Origin of the sequence: Lonepinella sp. BR2474, from assembly GCF_051851555.1 — a bacterium.
Classification (GTDB): Bacteria; Pseudomonadota; Gammaproteobacteria; order Enterobacterales; family Pasteurellaceae; genus Lonepinella.
The window spans coordinates 274,506-291,351 of record NZ_JBPDVH010000002.1 but is presented as its reverse complement, the minus strand read 5'-3'; the positions used below and the strand labels follow the sequence as shown (position 1 = coordinate 291,351).

18 protein-coding genes and 1 riboswitch are annotated in these 16,846 nt (G+C 40.8%); of the genes, 8 read left to right on the top strand and 10 right to left on the bottom strand.

Features of this window, described 5'->3' with window-relative positions:
- Positions 1 to 28: 28 nt before the first annotated feature.
- From ACTG7Q_RS04260 to ACTG7Q_RS04245, 4 genes are all read right to left on the bottom strand, one after another.
- On the bottom strand, positions 29 to 301 hold the full coding sequence (locus tag ACTG7Q_RS04260) for a heavy-metal-associated domain-containing protein (RefSeq protein ID WP_439241229.1): 273 nt from the start codon (positions 299 to 301) through the stop codon (positions 29 to 31).
- Positions 298 to 660, bottom strand: coding sequence for a hypothetical protein (locus tag ACTG7Q_RS04255; RefSeq protein WP_439241227.1), 363 nt, complete (start codon positions 658 to 660; stop codon positions 298 to 300). The genes ACTG7Q_RS04260 and ACTG7Q_RS04255 overlap by 4 nt, the downstream gene beginning before the upstream one ends.
- Positions 635 to 1,738: a transglutaminase-like domain-containing protein gene (locus tag ACTG7Q_RS04250; RefSeq protein ID WP_439241225.1), complete on the bottom strand. Its 1,104-nt coding sequence runs from the start codon at positions 1,736 to 1,738 to the stop codon at positions 635 to 637. Before ACTG7Q_RS04250 ends, ACTG7Q_RS04255 begins: the two co-directional genes overlap by 26 nt.
- Positions 1,739 to 1,866: 128 nt before the next feature.
- Positions 1,867 to 3,690 carry an AMP-dependent synthetase/ligase gene (locus ACTG7Q_RS04245; protein WP_439241223.1) on the bottom strand — a complete coding sequence of 608 codons (1,824 nt, stop codon included), beginning with the start codon at positions 3,688 to 3,690 and terminating at the stop codon, positions 1,867 to 1,869.
- A gap of 138 nt (positions 3,691 to 3,828) precedes the next feature.
- On the opposite strand from ACTG7Q_RS04245, the gene ung reads away from it, so the two are divergent.
- From ung to pfkA, 4 genes are all read left to right on the top strand, one after another.
- Complete coding sequence (gene ung / locus ACTG7Q_RS04240; protein WP_439241221.1) at positions 3,829 to 4,497, top strand: uracil-DNA glycosylase; 669 nt, start codon at positions 3,829 to 3,831, stop codon at positions 4,495 to 4,497.
- 8 nt (positions 4,498 to 4,505) lie between these two features.
- Entirely contained in the window at positions 4,506 to 5,282 is a 777-nt protein-coding gene (gene yaaA / locus ACTG7Q_RS04235; RefSeq protein ID WP_439241219.1) for a peroxide stress protein YaaA, read from the top strand.
- Between the two features lie 4 nt (positions 5,283 to 5,286).
- On the top strand, positions 5,287 to 5,973 hold the full coding sequence (locus ACTG7Q_RS04230; protein WP_439241217.1) for a 6-phosphofructokinase: 687 nt from the start codon (positions 5,287 to 5,289) through the stop codon (positions 5,971 to 5,973).
- 128 nt (positions 5,974 to 6,101) lie between these two features.
- Entirely contained in the window at positions 6,102 to 7,067 is a 966-nt protein-coding gene (gene pfkA / locus ACTG7Q_RS04225) for a 6-phosphofructokinase (protein ID WP_439241214.1), read from the top strand.
- 45 nt (positions 7,068 to 7,112) lie between these two features.
- On the opposite strand, the gene ACTG7Q_RS04220 is transcribed toward pfkA, so the two are convergent.
- The 3 genes from ACTG7Q_RS04220 to queC are packed head-to-tail and all read right to left on the bottom strand — an operon-like array spanning position 7,113 to position 8,852.
- On the bottom strand, positions 7,113 to 7,751 hold the full coding sequence (locus tag ACTG7Q_RS04220; protein WP_439241524.1) for a 7-carboxy-7-deazaguanine synthase QueE: 639 nt from the start codon (positions 7,749 to 7,751) through the stop codon (positions 7,113 to 7,115).
- Complete coding sequence (gene queD, locus ACTG7Q_RS04215; protein WP_439241212.1) at positions 7,751 to 8,170, bottom strand: 6-carboxytetrahydropterin synthase QueD; 420 nt, start codon at positions 8,168 to 8,170, stop codon at positions 7,751 to 7,753. Before queD ends, ACTG7Q_RS04220 begins: the two co-directional genes overlap by 1 nt.
- Positions 8,163 to 8,852: a 7-cyano-7-deazaguanine synthase QueC gene (queC, locus tag ACTG7Q_RS04210; RefSeq protein ID WP_439241210.1), complete on the bottom strand. Its 690-nt coding sequence runs from the start codon at positions 8,850 to 8,852 to the stop codon at positions 8,163 to 8,165. The genes queD and queC overlap by 8 nt, the downstream gene beginning before the upstream one ends.
- Positions 8,853 to 8,855: 3 nt before the next feature.
- A riboswitch (PreQ1 riboswitch) is annotated at positions 8,856 to 8,899 on the bottom strand.
- Positions 8,900 to 9,136: 237 nt separating this feature from the next.
- On the opposite strand from queC, the gene ACTG7Q_RS04205 reads away from it, so the two are divergent.
- Positions 9,137 to 10,030, top strand: a complete 894-nt coding sequence (locus tag ACTG7Q_RS04205) for an Rpn family recombination-promoting nuclease/putative transposase (RefSeq protein ID WP_439241208.1) — start codon at positions 9,137 to 9,139, stop codon at positions 10,028 to 10,030.
- Between the two features lie 82 nt (positions 10,031 to 10,112).
- On the opposite strand, the gene ACTG7Q_RS04200 is transcribed toward ACTG7Q_RS04205, so the two are convergent.
- From ACTG7Q_RS04200 to gap, 3 genes are all read right to left on the bottom strand, one after another.
- The gene (locus ACTG7Q_RS04200; protein ID WP_439241206.1) at positions 10,113 to 11,198 is read right to left on the bottom strand and encodes a transferrin-binding protein-like solute binding protein; all 1,086 of its coding nucleotides are present in this window, start codon (positions 11,196 to 11,198) and stop codon (positions 10,113 to 10,115) included.
- 326 nt (positions 11,199 to 11,524) lie between these two features.
- Positions 11,525 to 12,322, bottom strand: coding sequence for a transferrin-binding protein-like solute binding protein (locus ACTG7Q_RS04195; protein WP_439241204.1), 798 nt, complete (start codon positions 12,320 to 12,322; stop codon positions 11,525 to 11,527).
- Between the two features lie 346 nt (positions 12,323 to 12,668).
- Positions 12,669 to 13,688, bottom strand: coding sequence for a type I glyceraldehyde-3-phosphate dehydrogenase (gap, locus tag ACTG7Q_RS04190; RefSeq protein ID WP_439241202.1), 1,020 nt, complete (start codon positions 13,686 to 13,688; stop codon positions 12,669 to 12,671).
- 256 nt (positions 13,689 to 13,944) lie between these two features.
- On the opposite strand from gap, the gene gmk reads away from it, so the two are divergent.
- The 3 genes from gmk (at position 13,945) to ACTG7Q_RS04175 (ending at position 16,845) form a co-directional block, all read left to right on the top strand.
- Complete coding sequence (gene gmk / locus ACTG7Q_RS04185; RefSeq protein WP_439241200.1) at positions 13,945 to 14,571, top strand: guanylate kinase; 627 nt, start codon at positions 13,945 to 13,947, stop codon at positions 14,569 to 14,571.
- Between the two features lie 63 nt (positions 14,572 to 14,634).
- On the top strand, positions 14,635 to 14,901 hold the full coding sequence (gene rpoZ / locus ACTG7Q_RS04180) for a DNA-directed RNA polymerase subunit omega (protein ID WP_439241198.1): 267 nt from the start codon (positions 14,635 to 14,637) through the stop codon (positions 14,899 to 14,901).
- Between the two features lie 69 nt (positions 14,902 to 14,970).
- Positions 14,971 to 16,845: a RelA/SpoT family protein gene (locus ACTG7Q_RS04175; protein WP_439241196.1), complete on the top strand. Its 1,875-nt coding sequence runs from the start codon at positions 14,971 to 14,973 to the stop codon at positions 16,843 to 16,845.
- Position 16,846 lies beyond the last annotated feature (1 nt).

Here is a 16,846-nt window from a genome sequence, read left to right as displayed (position 1 = left end):
TGAGTGGGGGGGGGCGAATATATCGCCCCTAATTTTTCACAATGGTATGATAATGTAACTTGTCAATCGCTTGAATGAGCTGTTCGTTTGTCACTTTTTCTTCCGCCACAATCTTCACCAACCGATCATTAAAATTGCCTTTGGTGGAAATCACGCCGTCAATAGCTCGCAATTCTTTATTGACTAAATACACACAAAGTTGACAGTTCATTTCTTCAATATGCAAGGTGACATGTTTTTCCGCAGCGAAACTCAACGCTGAAAACAAACAACCGAGCAACAATATGACCCATTTTTTCATTCAACATACTCCAAGATTAACGGCAATAGCGTAGGGTAGCTTAACAAGAAAATAATGAACATAAATAAAATCCAGTAACCCCATAATAACGCTTTCCGAGATAAGTATTTCGTGCAAATAATCTTTTTGGAAAAGACCAATAACCAAAATCCATAACCAAACGCCCCCAAGGATAAAATCAGCATGGGCATGCGTAACCAGTCCAGTTGATTTAAGCCAATTAGCCAAGTAGATGACACCCCGAAAATCAAATAAATCAAGGGGGCAATGCAGCACAGGCTAGAGGTCACGGCAGCGATCAGTGCCGTGACACAGGCTGTCCAAAAGGACGGATTATAGTTCTTTTGAGATAAACTCATAACCGAAGGATTTGGCATCATAAGAATTTAACGGATCGCCACCCACTTCTGCGTAAGGATAGCCGAAGTTATTAATTGGGGCGAGTTCTGGCGTTGGGTAAAGGTTGAAATCACGAGCGTGATTAAAGCCGATCCAGTTGGCTTCCCAGTTGCCGAATAAGTAGTTTGCCACGGCTTGGGTGTCTTTATCATCTACGGCTTTTTTCTCGGTTAAACGGTATTTTGCCACATCCGCAGAATCCACAGGCACCCAACCGAAACCGGCTAAATAAAATTCCGCACGGCAATGTTGACCGCCATTTTCATTCGCCACTTTATCTTTCGCACCGCCAAAAGCCGATTTGGAATATTCGCCCATTTTCACCGCTTGACCTAAACGAATACCAAAAATTTCACGCGCTGGAATACCGGCAGCACGAGCTAATGCCACAAATACCGAATTAATGTCCGTACATTTGCCTTTTAATACGCCAGTAGTGAGCATTTTTTCTACATCACCATCACCGCAACCTAATACGGAGTTATCACGTTCCATATTATTCACGATCCAATCATGAATTAATTTTGCTTGTTTTAATGGATTGGTTTCTTTGCCCACAATTTTATCGGCAAATGCTTTTACCACGCCATCTGTTTTAATATGTTGGGTCGGCTTTAAATATTGTTGCACATCCACCGAATATTCAATTTTTTCAGGGGCTTGATAGTCTTTTAATAAGCCTTGAACCATGGGTTCACGATCTTGCGTCTGCACCAATAATTTAACGGTTAAATCTCGTTTTTCTGCCTTTTCGTCCCAATTCGCATACAGGGTTTTGGCACCATATTGGTTATTTTCGGTAATATAGGCTTGCTTGAAATTGCCGTCAAATTCAATTGATTGCACCGTTTGATAATCTGAATTAAACGGCAACGGCACCCACAACTTGGTTTCGCCTTTAGAACCTTGCGGTACATTCACCTGATAGGTTTGGGTCATTTCATAGGTATGTGTGGTAGTGTTAGGATTTGGCACACTTTGTGCTTGAGCGAAGAATGCACTGCTTAAAAGTGCGGTGGTTAAAAGTAATTTTTTCATAGATTTCCTGTTAGATAAACAAACAAAACTTGTCACGTTTAAGTTCAGGGCTGCAAGCAGAATGAACTGGCTGTAAGGATACCTGAAATAGAGCAAGAAAAAAATAAAAATTTACACCGCACCTTTGATTATTCTTTGTCGCTTTTCTCCGATTTCTCCGCTTTTCCCTTATACATGGACTCAATTTGTTCACGATAGCGTTGTAAAATAATTTTACGACGCAGTTTGAGCGTTGGGGTGATTTCTTCCATTTTGGTGGTGAATGCTTGCGGTAATAAGGTGAATTTTTTAATTTGCTCGAAGTGAGCCAGTTCTTTTTGTAGATCGTTAATGCGTTTTTCAAACATCTGAATAATTTCAGAATTTTTGACTAATTCTAAGCGATCTTGATATTTAATATTCAACTGTTTAGCGTAGTCTTCTAAACTTTCAAAGCATGGCACGATTAAGGCGGAAACGTATTTTTTAGCGTCCGCAATGATCGCAATTTGTTCCACAAATTTGTCTTTGCCGATCTTTCCTTCGATCATTTGAGGGGCAATATATTTGCCGTTGGAGGTTTTCATCAGTTCTTTAATACGGTCGGTGATGTATAAATTGCCGTCCGCATCAAATTCACCGGCGTCACCGGTTTTTAAGAAACCGTCTGCGGTAAAGGCTTGGGCGGTTTCTTCGGGCTTTTTGTAATAGCCACGCATGACCATGCCACCACGCACCAAAATTTCGTTATCTTCCCCGATTTTGACTTCCGCATCTGGCATTAAGGTGCCAATAGAATTGGGGTTGAATTTCACATCATCCCAACAGGAAACGGTGGCGGTGGTTTCAGTCATACCATAGCCGAGTTTGACGTTTAAGCCGATACTGTGGAAAAACAAACCGATACTCGGTTCCAATTTGGCACCACCACAAGGCATCATGCGAATGCGTCCGCCGAGAAGTTGGCGGAGTTTGCTGAACACGATTTTATCCGCTAACGCATATTGTTTTTGCAATAAAAAAGACGGTTTGTGCTCTGATCCTTTCGCATGAAAATAACGTTCTCCCATTTTCAAGGCCCAGTTAAATAAGGCTCGGCGATAAAAGGGGGCTTGCTGTACTTTGTCCCAAACTGCGGTGTAAATTTTCTCATAAAAACGTGGCACGGCACACATAATCGTTGGGCGAACTTCGCTTAAGGCTTGGCGAACTTGGTTGGTGTCTTCCAAATAAGCATTGACCGCACCACAATGGAGAATATAGGCGACCCAAGCACGCTCAAAAATATGCGAGAACGGCAAGAAAGACAGCGATACGTCTTGTTCGGTTACGTTGAGTAATTTATCGTGAGCTTGTAATTGATGGGCTAAGTTCGCATAATCTAACATTACGCCTTTGGGTTCGCCGGTGGTACCAGAAGTGTAAATTAGGGTAAAGAGATCATCAAGAGATTTGTCTGCAAGGCGTTGATTCAATTCAGGTTGGTATTGTTCTGAACCGAGTTGCACAAAATCAGACCAATGATAGGCCTTTTCGCAGTAATGCAAGGCAATATCGGGTGTCATGGCCACAATTTTTTCTAATTGTGGGCATTGATCTAATACGTCAAGAAGCTGGTCATATTGTTCTTGTCCGCCGACAAACAGGATTTTCATGTCGGCGTTATTGATAATAAACGCCGCTTGATTGGCGGTGTTGGTGGCATAAATCGGTACAGTAACCGCACGAATTTGCAAGGACGCAATATCGGTGATGGTCCAGTTTGGCATATTGTGAGCGAAAATGCCGATCTTATCTTGCACCTGTACGCCATTGGCTAATAAAGCGAGACTCAGTTTATCAATGTGAGATTGGAAATCCGCCCAATTCATATCGACCCATTGGTCTTGTTGTTTATAACGCAATGCGGTTTGTTTGGCGAGCGTTTTTGCTTGGTGGCGAATACGGTTGATAAAGTGAAAATCCAAGCTCATGATTAAAATCCTGTGATATCGTTTTGTTTAGCGTACAAGTGTTCGCTAATATAACGATTTGTGAGAATAAAATCTAGTGAAAATGTCAGAAAATCGCTATACTTGTGGCGAAATGAGAAGGATTATAGGAAGAAAATCATGAAAACATGGCATGATGTGATTGGTGAAGAGAAACAAGCCCCTTATTTTCAGCATATTTTGCAACAAGTTCATCAAGCAAGACAGGCGGGAAAAATCATTTATCCGCCCCAAAGCGAGATTTTTAATGCCTTTAAATTGACTGAATTTGAACAAGTGAAAGTGGTGATTTTAGGCCAAGATCCTTATCATGGACCTAATCAAGCCCATGGTTTAGCTTTTTCGGTGAAACCACCGGTTGCTCCACCGCCGTCTTTAGTCAATATTTACAAAGAATTGCAACAAGAATATCCCGATTTTCACATGCCAAATCATGGCTCATTGCTAGCATGGGCGACGCAAGGTGTGTTATTATTAAACACCGTATTAACTGTCGAGCAAGGACTTCCGCATTCTCATGCGAATTTTGGTTGGGAAACCTTTACTGATCGGGTGATTTCCGCCTTAAATCAACATCGTGAGCATGTGGTGTTTCTGTTGTGGGGTAGCCATGCGAAGAAAAAAGGGCAGTTTATTGATCGCCACAAACATTGTGTATTAACCGCTCCCCATCCGTCGCCGTTATCGGTTTATCGTGGTTTTTTCGGCTGTGGGCATTTTCGTCAAGCCAATGATTATTTACGTCAACATCAGATCGCTGAAATTGATTGGCGTTTAGACAATATTTAAGGAATAACATGCTAGCCATTATCTCGCCAGCGAAAACATTAGATTATGAAAGTGCGGTGGAAAAATTTGAATTTTCTCAACCGCAGTTAACCCAATATAGTGAACAATTAATTCAGCTTTGCCGTCAACTTACGCCTGCTCAAATCGGTTCGTTAATGTCAATTAGTGATAAATTGGCTGGATTAAATGCCGCACGTTTTGCCGAATGGCAAGTGGCACATAATGAACAAAATGCTCGAGCTGCTATTTATGCTTTTAAAGGGGATGTTTATACTGGCTTGGCAGTAGAAAGTTTAAGCAAAGATGATATTCAATTTGCTCAACAACATTTGCGTATGTTGTCAGGGCTTTATGGCTTGTTGCGGCCGTTAGATTTAATGCAACCTTACCGCTTAGAAATGGGTACCAAGTTGCAAAATCCACAAGGCAAGGATTTGTATCAATTTTGGGGAAATGTGATTACCGAGGCATTACAGCAATCTATTGATCAACAAGGCGATAATGTGTTGATTAATTTGGCATCGGATGAATATTTTAAAGCGGTGAAAACGGATTTACTTCAAGCAAATATCATTAAACCTGTCTTTTTAGATTTAAAAAATGGCAAATATAAAGTCATTAGTTTCTATGCCAAAAAAGCCCGTGGCTTAATGTGTCGCTATATGATTCAGAACCGTTTAACCCAAGCCGAGCAATTAAAAGCCTTTGATTTAGGCGGTTATTGGTTTGATGAAACCACATCCAGTGAGCAAGAATGGGTGTTTAAACGAGATTTAAGTGAGTAAAATAATGAAAAAATTACTTACCATCCTTGAAAGGATGGTTCGGGGCTTTGCCCCCGCCACAAGTGGCGTTCAAAATGCCTATCGGAATGTTGTCACCGCACTTTTGGCTGTTTTGTGGCTATCTGGCTGTGTCACTCAGCAACCGACGGAACCTACGCCACAAGTTCAATTAAATGTACCGCAAAATATTACCTATCATCATAAAAACTATGCGTTGAAATCCAGTCAAGATCTAGGAAGTATGGCGCATTATGTGTATTTTATGAAGAAAGAAAACGGTAAAAATTGGAAAACTGCGATTGAATTATTACATGATCGTAATGTACAAAATGTATCTTTACAAGAACGGATTCAGTTGAGAGAAAACGTGTATAAAACCAATGGGGTAGAGCATTTTAATTTTACGGTGGAAAACGGTACAATGTACGCCTTTGTGATCTATGCTCCAAATGAACAGCAGCCTAATTGGCAATTAGAAGTGGCTCGTGCATCGGATGTGGCGAGCTGTGGTTTTGTGCAATATCAATATTCTTTAAAAGTACCGCAGTCACGTAAATTGGCCAATATGGGAAAAGAAAAGTTGGTGGGCTATTTGAAAAAATATGCGATAGATAAAGAGTTAGCAAGGTTACATCAATTAACATGGCATTGGCATTGTGAATTACCACAAATATCCTCCGTTCAAAAGTAAACAGAATTTTAACTAGATCAAATTTTGTGTGAAAATGATGAAATTTTACTAGAGCCAAATAAGGGAATAGTGTAATCTTAGCACGCAAAAATTTATCGGATTTTTATATTTAATAAAAGGTAACAGACATGATTAAAAAAATTGCAGTATTAACCAGTGGTGGTGATGCACCAGGTATGAATGCCGCCATTCGTGCGGTAGTGCGTTCAGCATTAGATAACGGTTTAGAAGTTTTTGGTATTTATGAAGGATACCGTGGTTTACATCAAAATAATATTAAACAATTAACACGTTATAGCGTATCGAATATCATTAACCGAGGCGGTACATTTTTAGGTTCTGCACGTTTCCCTGAATTTAAAGATCCAGCGGTGCGTGCAGAATGTGCTGAAGTTCTACGTTCACATGGCATTGATGCGCTTGTGGTAATCGGCGGAGACGGTTCTTATACCGGCGCAAAATTATTAACCGAAGAACATGGTTTCCCTTGTATCGGTTTACCAGGTACCATTGATAACGATATTCCGGGTACCGATTATACCATTGGTTATCAAACGGCGTTAGAAACAGCGGTAGTATGTATTGACCGTTTGCGTGATACATCTAGCTCACACCACCGTATTTCTATCGTGGAAATTATGGGGCGTCATTGTAGTGACTTAACCTTATCGGCAGCCATTGCGGGCGGTTGTGAATATGCGATTCCGGCAGAAATCGGTTTTAATAAAGAAGATTTAATTCAAGAAATTGAAAGCAGCTTTGCAGAGGGTAAAAACCACGCTTTGATCGTGATTACTGAGTTAGTCACCGATGTACATCAATTAGCTAAAGACATTGAAGATCGTGTGGGAAATGAAACTCGAGCTACCGTATTAGGTCATATTCAACGTGGTGGTACGCCATCTGCCTTTGACCGTATTTTGGCCTCTCGTATGGGGGTTTATGCGGTGGATTTATTATTACAAGGCGAAAAAGGACGTTGTGTTGGGATCCAAAATGAGAAATTGGTTCACCATGATATTATTGATGCCATTGATAATATGCGTCGTCCGTTTAAAGAAGATTTATTGGATGTGGCGAATAAATTAGTCTAAGGATAATGGTTAATAAAAAAGCGTATTGAGTCATACGCTTTTTTTCTATTCAATCCCAATCAACTTATGCGTCTGAATACTCAACTGCCATTTAGGCTTATTCGGGCGTTGATTGAGCTTGCCTAAAAACGTAATGGTTTCCAGCAAATTCATTTTGCCGTCAATTTCGCAAGGGGATAAATAATAATTATCCGCTTGGATTTTGCTTTCAATTAACTGACAGAAATCTTGTACATTATCGTCTTTTTCATCTACCACAATTCGCACTTCGTGAGCAAATTCAATGCAGCGGTTTTGGTATTTTTTCGCATACATGGATTTCGGGCTGGTGGCGATGTAGTCAATTTGTGGCGGAATTGTTTTTAGCCCGTTGGTTTCAATGGCAAGAAAATAGCCGTCTGCTTTGAGGCGGTCTAACAGTAGTGCGATCCCCGCCTGAATTGTGGGTTCGCCACCAGTAATGATAATATTCTTGGCAGAAAATGACCGCACTTTTTGCAAGATTTGGCTTAATGTCCATTGCTCAAATTCATTGTAATTGGTGTCACACCAAGGGCAAGCCAGATTACATTTGCCAAAACGCACAAAAATACTCGGCATGCCTGTATTGGCCCCTTCCCCTTGTAGGCTTTCAAAGATTTCGACAATGGGAAATTTGGGTTCATTAATTAAATGCACTGCGATTATTCCCGATATTCACAAAATGAAGTCGGGGTTTCCCACAAACGAATAGCAGAGATTGGCAATTCTGTTTTCAAACGATTAAACATAAAACGTGCCATTTCTTCGGCGGTGGTACGTACTGGAATACCGAATGTTTTTGAATTTAACTCATTGAGTAAATTTGCAATTTTACATTCTCTTTGGCTAGTGGTGTCATAAATAAAGGCATGATCCATGGGATCTAAAATAGCATGTTTGACCACAGTTTTCACATCAGTAAAATCGATCACCATGCCTTTTTTCGCTCCGTCAGCGACTAAATCACCGCTCACTTCTACTTGTAATTTATAAGTATGTCCATGCAAATTTTGGCACTTACCGTCATGACCGTCCAAAATATGTGCCATATCAAAACTGAATTCTTTTGAAACTTTAAACATTTTTCACCGCACTTTGTTGTTTTAACATTAAATATTCGTTTAGCCCTTTATTGCGTAACAAGCAACTTGGGCATTCTCCGCAACCGCCATCAACACCTAAATAGCACGTGTGGCTATGTTGTTGCACATAATCTAACGCCCCCAATTCATCGGCTAATTGCCAAGTTTGGGCTTTGGTTAAATACATCAACGGCGTGATGACACGGAAGTTATAGTCCATGGCTAAATTCAACGTGACATTCATGGATTTGATAAATACATCACGACAATCAGGGTAGCCACTAAAATCGGTTTCACACACCCCTGTGATAATGTCGGTAATCCCTTGCCCTTTGGCGTAAATTGCCGCATAGAGTAAAAATAACGCATTGCGACCGTCCACTAGGGTATTGGGTACACCGTTCTCGCCGATTTTGATTTCTGTACTGCTCATCATAGCATTAGCAGAGAAAATCTGCGTACTTTCCATATCAATTAGGGTTTGTTTTATGCCGAGATCTTGGCAAATCCATTGCGCTTTATCTAATTCAATGGCGTGGCGTTGTCCGTATTTAAACGTGACAGTTTCCACGTTATTTTTGCCATATTGTTGGATTGCTTGAAGTAAGCATGTGGTGGAATCCTGTCCACCCGAAAAAATCACCACCGCCTTGCGGTCATGATTAGGATTGAAAAGTTGCATTGTTTTTCCTTAGTTTTTTAGCGTGGGAGTTTGCGAACCACGGTTGTTTCTTAATGTAAAAGTGCGGTGCATTTTAGCAGAGATTTTAGGATTTGTCCTGAATTTGTCTAATATGGCACATAGTGTGTCGTGTGAGTAATGGTCAAGATTGCTCTTTTACTCCTGTTTTGGATTTCAAAAAATGAATTTTTGTGATCTTGATTCCAAAATTAAATCAAAAATCTTGAGCAATTTTTACCGCAGTGAATAATAGCCCTAATTCAATATTACCCAAAGGGGATATTATGCAACAGCATTCACGTTATATCGATCTCACTACCGATTATGGTTTCAAACATGTTTTTGGCATGGAGCCACACAAGGATATATTGATTTCTTTTCTTAATGAGCTTTTCAAAGGTAAAAAAGTCATCACCGATTTGGTGTACAATAAAAATGAACATACTGGTGATACGTCAAAATTAGGCACCGTGATTTTTGATCTGACTTGCACGACGGATGATGGTAGCCAGTTTATTCTTGAAATGCAACGTAGCCAACAGGATAATTTTAAAGAACGTACAATTTATTATGGGTCTAAACTGATCAGTGACCAAGCACCAAAAGGTAAACGGTACGATTGGGGGTATGCGATCACCGAGGTCTATGTGATTGCAATTATGGATAATTTCCATTTCTCTGACACACAAGATTATTTGCACGATATTGGCCTTTGCAACAGGCAGACAGGGGAAATTTTTTATGATAGACTGGGATTTATCTATATAGAGTTGCCAAATTTTAATAAAACCAGTGAACTGTTAACAAGTGTGCTAGAAAAATGGTTGTTTGTACTGAAAAATATGGTAAAACTCAATAAATTACCCAATTTTCTAGATGATCCAGTTTTTCAAGAATTATTCCAGATTGCGGAATACAGCAACTTAAGCAAGAGGGAAAAAGCAATGTACGATGTCAGTTTAAAACGTAAATGGGACGAATATTCTTTACTCACTTCAGCGACAAATAGAGGAATTCGGCAAGGTTTACAACAAGGGCTGCAACAGGGTTTACAACAAGGGCGGTTGGAAACTTTGAAAGAAAATGCCCAAAATATGCTCGCTTTGGGTTTGGATCTCGATATTATTTCTAAATCTGTGGGCTTATCTATTGAAGAAATTAAAAAGTTGCGTAACTAGGTTTTGAAGCCAAATTTATAAAATGAAACCCAACCACTTGTGTGATTGGGTTTTAATTTAAATAATCCTTGCTGAAAGCGAATTATTGTTTCGCACCCACAAATACACCGAACGAATCGGAGCGTTCAAATTGTCCGCCGACTTCAGCAGCGGCAGAGCCATAGAAGTTACCCTCTAAGCCTTTGCCTGTGTTTGCATCATCCCAAGTGGCAGTAAAGCCGTTGCCTGATACGCTACCAGAGAAAGCCTCTGCTGTTGACATTTGACCATCATCACGAATGGTACCTGTGATGGTTTTGCTACCGAAGTCAACATTAGCAGTAAAAGCACCCGCACTTACGCCAGAGGCTTGGAATAGGTTATCTTTGTTGGCTTCGTTGAAACGTAAGCTACCACCAATGTATGAGGCTGTGCCACTTGTTGGGGTGTCGGTACTTTTTGCACCTTGTACAAAGAGATATTGACTATCACCGACTTGGGTTGCACCAGCAACTACGTTAGCGAAAGTGTATGCATCTGTTTTAGAGGAAATCACTGTGGCGTTAGAAAAATCTTTACTGTAACCTGAATTTTCAGCAGAATCAGCATGGAACACAGCTTTCACGAATTTGGGATTACCGCGGTGTGCTGAGGTTTTTGCCTTAGCTAAGTCAACTTCCACACCATCAATGGTAATCTTATCGAAATTAGCCACATTATCGTTATCTGTCCATGTTTTTACACCAAAACTGTTTTCACTTTTTTTAGCAGCTTCTTTTGCTGCAGCTTCTGCTTCGGCTTTTTTAGCCGCTTCTGCTTTTTCAGCTGCTGCTTTTTCAGCTGCTGCTTTTTCGGCTGCTGCTTTTTCGGCTGCTGCTTTTTCGGCTGCTGCTTTTTCAGCTGCGGCTTTTTCGGCTGCGGCTTTTTCGGCTGCGGCTTTTTCGGCTGCTGCTTTTTCAGCTGCTGCTTTTTCGGCTGCTGCTTTCTCGGCTGCTGCTTTCTCGGCTGCTGCTTTCTCGGCTGCTGCTTTCTCGGCTGCTGCTTTTTCAGCTGCTAATTTTTCTGCTTGTGTTATTTGTGTACTTGGGGTGACGGCTGGTGTATCGCCGCTGCTAGAAGACGAGCTACAAGCAGAAAGAGCAAGGCCACAGGCGATAACAATAGCACTGAGTTTAAATGGGTTTTGCATGGAAAAACTCCTTAGAATAATGACAAAATACATAGGAAAGCACTGATTTCTGCTTGCCTGGCTTAAATTTACATCGTGGCTTGAAGTCAGACGACTTTATCGTTAAGTACGATAACATCGTTTACCACGCAAAGAATCCATTTAGAATAAAAACGATTCCTATTGTTAGGATAAGGGATTCTGATAAATTTGTAAAGTGTTATTGATGGGAGGCTGAATGGATTCCTAGCAGATTTTGAAAACGTTTCATATACTCGTGAAATGATAAAAAAACACCCCAACGAGCAAGCACAAGTTGGGGCGTAAAATATCAGATTTAATATGGATTATTCTGCTTTTTCTGATTGTTCAGCAATAAACACACCAAATGAATCTGAGCGTTCAAATTGCCCTGCCATTTCGGTTGCTTGAGGACCGTAGAAGTTACCCTCTAAGCCTTTGCCTGTATCTTTATCATCCCAAGTAGCGGTAAACTCATTACCTGATAATGTACCAGTGAAGTCTTGTTGTACGGCACTACGACCTGGATCACGTAAGAAACCCGTGATGGTTTTTGAACCAAAGTCAACATCGGCTTCAATTCGGCCTGTCAACACGCCAGTGTCTTGGAATAGATCTTCTTTATTGTCTGCCATAAAGCGTAATGTACCGCCACTATAATAAGCGGTGCCCGTTGTTGGCGTGTCTGTACTTTTCGCACCTTGAACAAAGAGAACATCTTCGCCATTAGCTTTGGCTGCCCCGACTACAACATGCTCAAAGTTATGTTTATTCACATAGTTTGCATTGGCACTGCCATTATTGGTTGACACAATTAGGGAAGAATCTTTAACATTAATATTGTAACGAATAACGGTTTCACCTAGCGCAGAGTCAGTATTGAATACGGGGTGAACAGCTCTTGGACTTCCTTGTGTCGCATTTTCTGTGGCTTTGGCTAAATTAATTTCTACACCATTAACAGTGATTTTGTCAAACGTTGCTTTTTTAGCAGATGTGGATACTTTCACACCGAAACTATTTTTTTCAATTTGAGCAGATTCGCCAGAACTGGATGAGCCACAGGCTGTAAGGGCGAAACTACAAGCAATAAGCATAGCACTAAATTTGAATGGGATTTGCATGAAAAAACTCCTTAGATAATTAAAACGAGATAGACAAGCACCGTTTGGGGTGCGAATATTCACTGGGTGGTGTAAACTCAGATGATCTCTTTGTTAAACGTTACTGCAATTAGGCCATTTGCCACGTTGCTAACCACACGAAAGAATCCTCTTTAAAATAAAAATGATTCCTATTTAATAGGATAAGAGATTTAGTCAAGTTTGTAAAGGATTATTGAATGTGGTTAAATCAAAATAGCCATTTCTGTAAAAGAGGTGAAAATATTGATGATGGGTAAAACGACAAAAAATAACCCTATCATTAAGATAGGGTTAGTCTTATAGGTTAACTAAAATTAATTTAGCATTAGCCTTTGTAGTTATAAACGTGAGCCACTAAGTCTAATACTTTGTTTGAGTAGCCAGTTTCGTTGTCATACCAAGACACTAATTTCACGAAAGTATCCGTTAATGCGATACCTGCGTCTGCATCAAATACAGAGGTTTCAACTGCACCGTTGAAGTCAGTAGAAACAACCGCATCTTCAGTGTAACCTAACACGCCTTTTAATTCGCCGTTGAACGTTTTACCTTCTGCCGCATCTTTGATGGCTTTTTTGATTTCGTCGTAGCTTGCTGCTTTTTCAAGATTTACAGTTAAGTCAACCACAGAAACGTTAGTAGTAGGAACACGGAACGCCATACCAGTTAATTTACCGTTTAATGCTGGTAATACTTTACCCACGGCTTTAGCAGCACCAGTTGAAGATGGGATGATGTTTTGAGACGCACCACGACCACCACGCCAGTCTTTCGCAGATGGACCATCCACAGTTTTTTGGGTTGCTGTGGTAGCGTGAACAGTCGTCATTAAACCGTCTTTGATACCGAAAGTTTCGTGGATAACACGTGCTAATGGTGCTAAACAGTTAGTTGTACAAGACGCATTAGACACGATGTCTTGGCCTGCGTATTCTTTGAAGTTAACACCGTTTACGAACATTGGTGTGTTATCTTTAGATGGACCAGTTAAAACGACTTTTTTCGCACCGGCAGTGATGTGTTTACGTGCAGTTTCGTCAGTTAAGAATAAACCTGTTGCTTCAACGGCGATATCCACACCGATTGCACCCCAGTTCAAGTTGGCTGGATCACGTTCAGCAGTCACACGGATTTCTTTACCGTTTACCACTAATTTGCCATCACGTACTTCAACAGTACCGTCAAAACGACCGTGAGTTGAATCGTATTTTAACATGTAAGCCATGTAATCAACGTCGATTAAGTCGTTGATACCTACCACTTCAATGTCTGAACGTTTTTGTGCAGCACGGAATACGATACGACCGATACGACCGAAGCCGTTAATACCAATTTTAATTGCCATAAGATTTTCACCTATATTTAAAGTTAAACAAAATTTGTACAGTTCATGACTTTGGTTAAGTCAACTACCTGACAGTCGGCGATTATAGCACGATTTTTTTAAATAACGAAATAATCGGCATGCCGTTGTGCGAAACTTTTGTGATCTCGATCAAATTTTTGAATTAAATTATTATTAAAATTTTTACCGCACTTTATAATGCTTTTTATTAGCCTTAAGGGCATAATAAGGAAAAATATCATCATCAGGGGGAAATATGGCACAAGGTAATTTATATATTTTATCGGCACCCAGTGGCGCAGGGAAATCATCATTGATTTCGGCTTTGTTAGACAAGGAACAAGGGAAAAACAGAATGGTGTCGGTGTCGCACACCACCCGTCAGCCACGCCCAGGGGAAGTGGATGGCGTCCATTATCATTTTGTTTCGGTGGCGGAATTTGAATCCCTGATTGAACAAGGGGCGTTTTTGGAATATGCCAAGGTGTTCGGTGGCAATTATTATGGCACGTCGTTACCGGCCATTGAAAAAAATTTGGCGCAAGGTATCGATGTCTTTTTGGATATTGATTGGCAAGGCGCCAGACAGATCCGAGAAAAAGTGCGGTCAGTAAAAAGTATTTTTATTTTGCCACCGTCATTGCCAGAATTAGAACGCCGTTTAATTGGGCGAGGACAAGATAGCGCTGAGGTGATTGCCGATCGGATGGCAAAGGCCAAAGCGGAAATTTCCCATTATGATGAATATGATTATGTGATTATCAACGATAATTTTGAGCAAGCATTAGTGGACTTGCAAAGCATTTTGCGAGCCGAAAAACTGACTTTAGGCTATCAAAAACAGGAAAATCAACGCTTAATTCATGAATTACTAGCAAAATAGCCTGCAGTTTAGTATTATATTTCCCTTTATAGCAAAAAATGTGAATTATTATTGGAGTAAAATATGGCGCGTGTAACCGTACAAGACGCAGTGGAAAAAATTGGTAATCGTTTTGACTTGATTTTAACGGCCTCTCGTCGTGCAAGACAATTACAGTTAAATCAATCTGAACCTTTGGTGCCAGAAGAAAATGATAAGCCGACGGTGATCGCTTTAAGAGAGATTGAAAAAGGGTTGATTAATGATGAAATTATGAATCAGCAAGAACGTCATGATGCCTTTGCTTATGCGGAAAAAGAAACCCAAGCAACGGCCTTTGTGACGGAATAAATGCGGTTCATTTTCTGGCATTTTAGGTTCGCTGTTTGACCATCTAAAGTAAGTATAAGGTAAGTAAATATGCTTTTTTTTGAACCGTTAGAAAAAATTATTCAGGAATATTTACCCGCTGAACAAATTGAGTTGATTAAACGTGCTTTCTTGATGGCTAAAGACGGTCATGAGGGGCAATTTCGTTCAAGTGGTGAGCCTTATATTACCCATCCCGTGGCGGTGGCCTGTATTATCGCAGACATGCACTTGGATCATGAGGCCGTGATGGCCGCCTTGTTGCATGATGTGATCGAAGATACGCCTTATACGGAAGAACAGTTGACCGCTGCCTTTGGTAAATCGGTGGCGGAAATTGTAGATGGTGTGTCGAAATTGGACAAACTGAAATTCCGTACTCGCCAAGAAGCCCATGCGGAAAGTTTCCGCAAGATGATTTTAGCCATGACGAAAGATATTCGTGTGGTGTTAATCAAGCTCGCTGACCGCACCCATAATATGCGTACTTTAGGGGCGTTACGTCCTGACAAGCGTCGTCGCATTGCCAAAGAAACCCTTGAAATTTACAGTCCTTTGGCTCATCGTTTAGGCATTGAACATGTTAAAAACGAATTGGAAGATCTGTGTTTTCAGGCCATGCACCCGCAACGTTATGCGGTGTTACAAAAAGTCATTCAGTTGGCCCGCAGTCGTCAGCAAGAATTGATTCAACCGATTTTAGATGGATTACAAACTCGTCTAAAAAATGTTCCGATTACCGCTCGAGTATTTGGGCGTGAAAAACCGCTGTTTTATATTTATCAAAATATGAAACAACGTGATCAAGAATTTCGTTCTATTTTAGATATTTATGATTTCCGCATTATCGTCAACAGCGTTGATGAATGTTACCGCACTTTAGGCGTGGTGCATGCCTTGTATAAACCTCGTGCTGGCCAGTTTAAAGATTATATTGCGGTGCCAAAAGCCAATGGTTATCAGGCTTTGCATACCTCGACGATTGGACCGAAAGGTGTGTTGGTGGAAATTCAGATCCGCACCGAAGAAATGGATAATATGGCGGAAATGGGGATTACCGCTCATTGGGCTTATAAAGTAGACGGCAAGAACGACAGCACCACTGCCCAAATTAAGGCGCAACGTTGGCTCCAAAGTTTGATTGAATTACAGCAAAGTGCGGGCAATTCGTTTGAATTTATTGAAAGCGTGAAGTCCGATTTATTCTCGCACGAAATTTATGTGTTCACACCGAAAGGCCGGATTATTGAATTGCCACAAGGGGCAACCGCTGTGGATTTTGCTTATGCCGTGCATACAGATGTAGGCAATAAATGTATTGGTGCACAAGTGGATCGGGAAGATTATCCGCTTTATCAACCGCTATCTTCAGGACAAACGGTGGATATTGTGACGGACGACAATGCCAGACCGCAAGAAAACTGGTTAAATTCCGTGGTAACGGGGAGAGCCAGAGCAAAAATTCGCCAAGAATTAAAAAATTGGGCAGAAAATACCGCAGTTTCTACCCCGTCGGTCAAGGCTCGTATTTTGGCGAATTGTTGCCATCCAATTTTGGGTGATCCTATTTGTGCCTATGAAGATGAACACAATCGTTTGGTGGTTCATCATAAAAACTGCGCAACCTTAACTTGCCATCAAGGGCATTTTGCGTTATTAGATTGGACAGATCATATTGCAGATCAACATTTTGAAGTGGAATTACGCATTGAGATGCGAGAACAACAGGCTTTGGGTTTGATCATGACGGCCCTGTCTACCTTGCAAAGTCAGGTGCATAGTGTCTGGACAGAAGAAGATGGCGATAGCTCGTTTGCCGTTTTAGTGATTACGACACAAAATACCAAACATTTGGCCAAAATGGTGCGTAAAATTCAGCACCTTGCTGGCGTAGTGCGTGTTGAACGCAATATTAATGCTGTGTAAT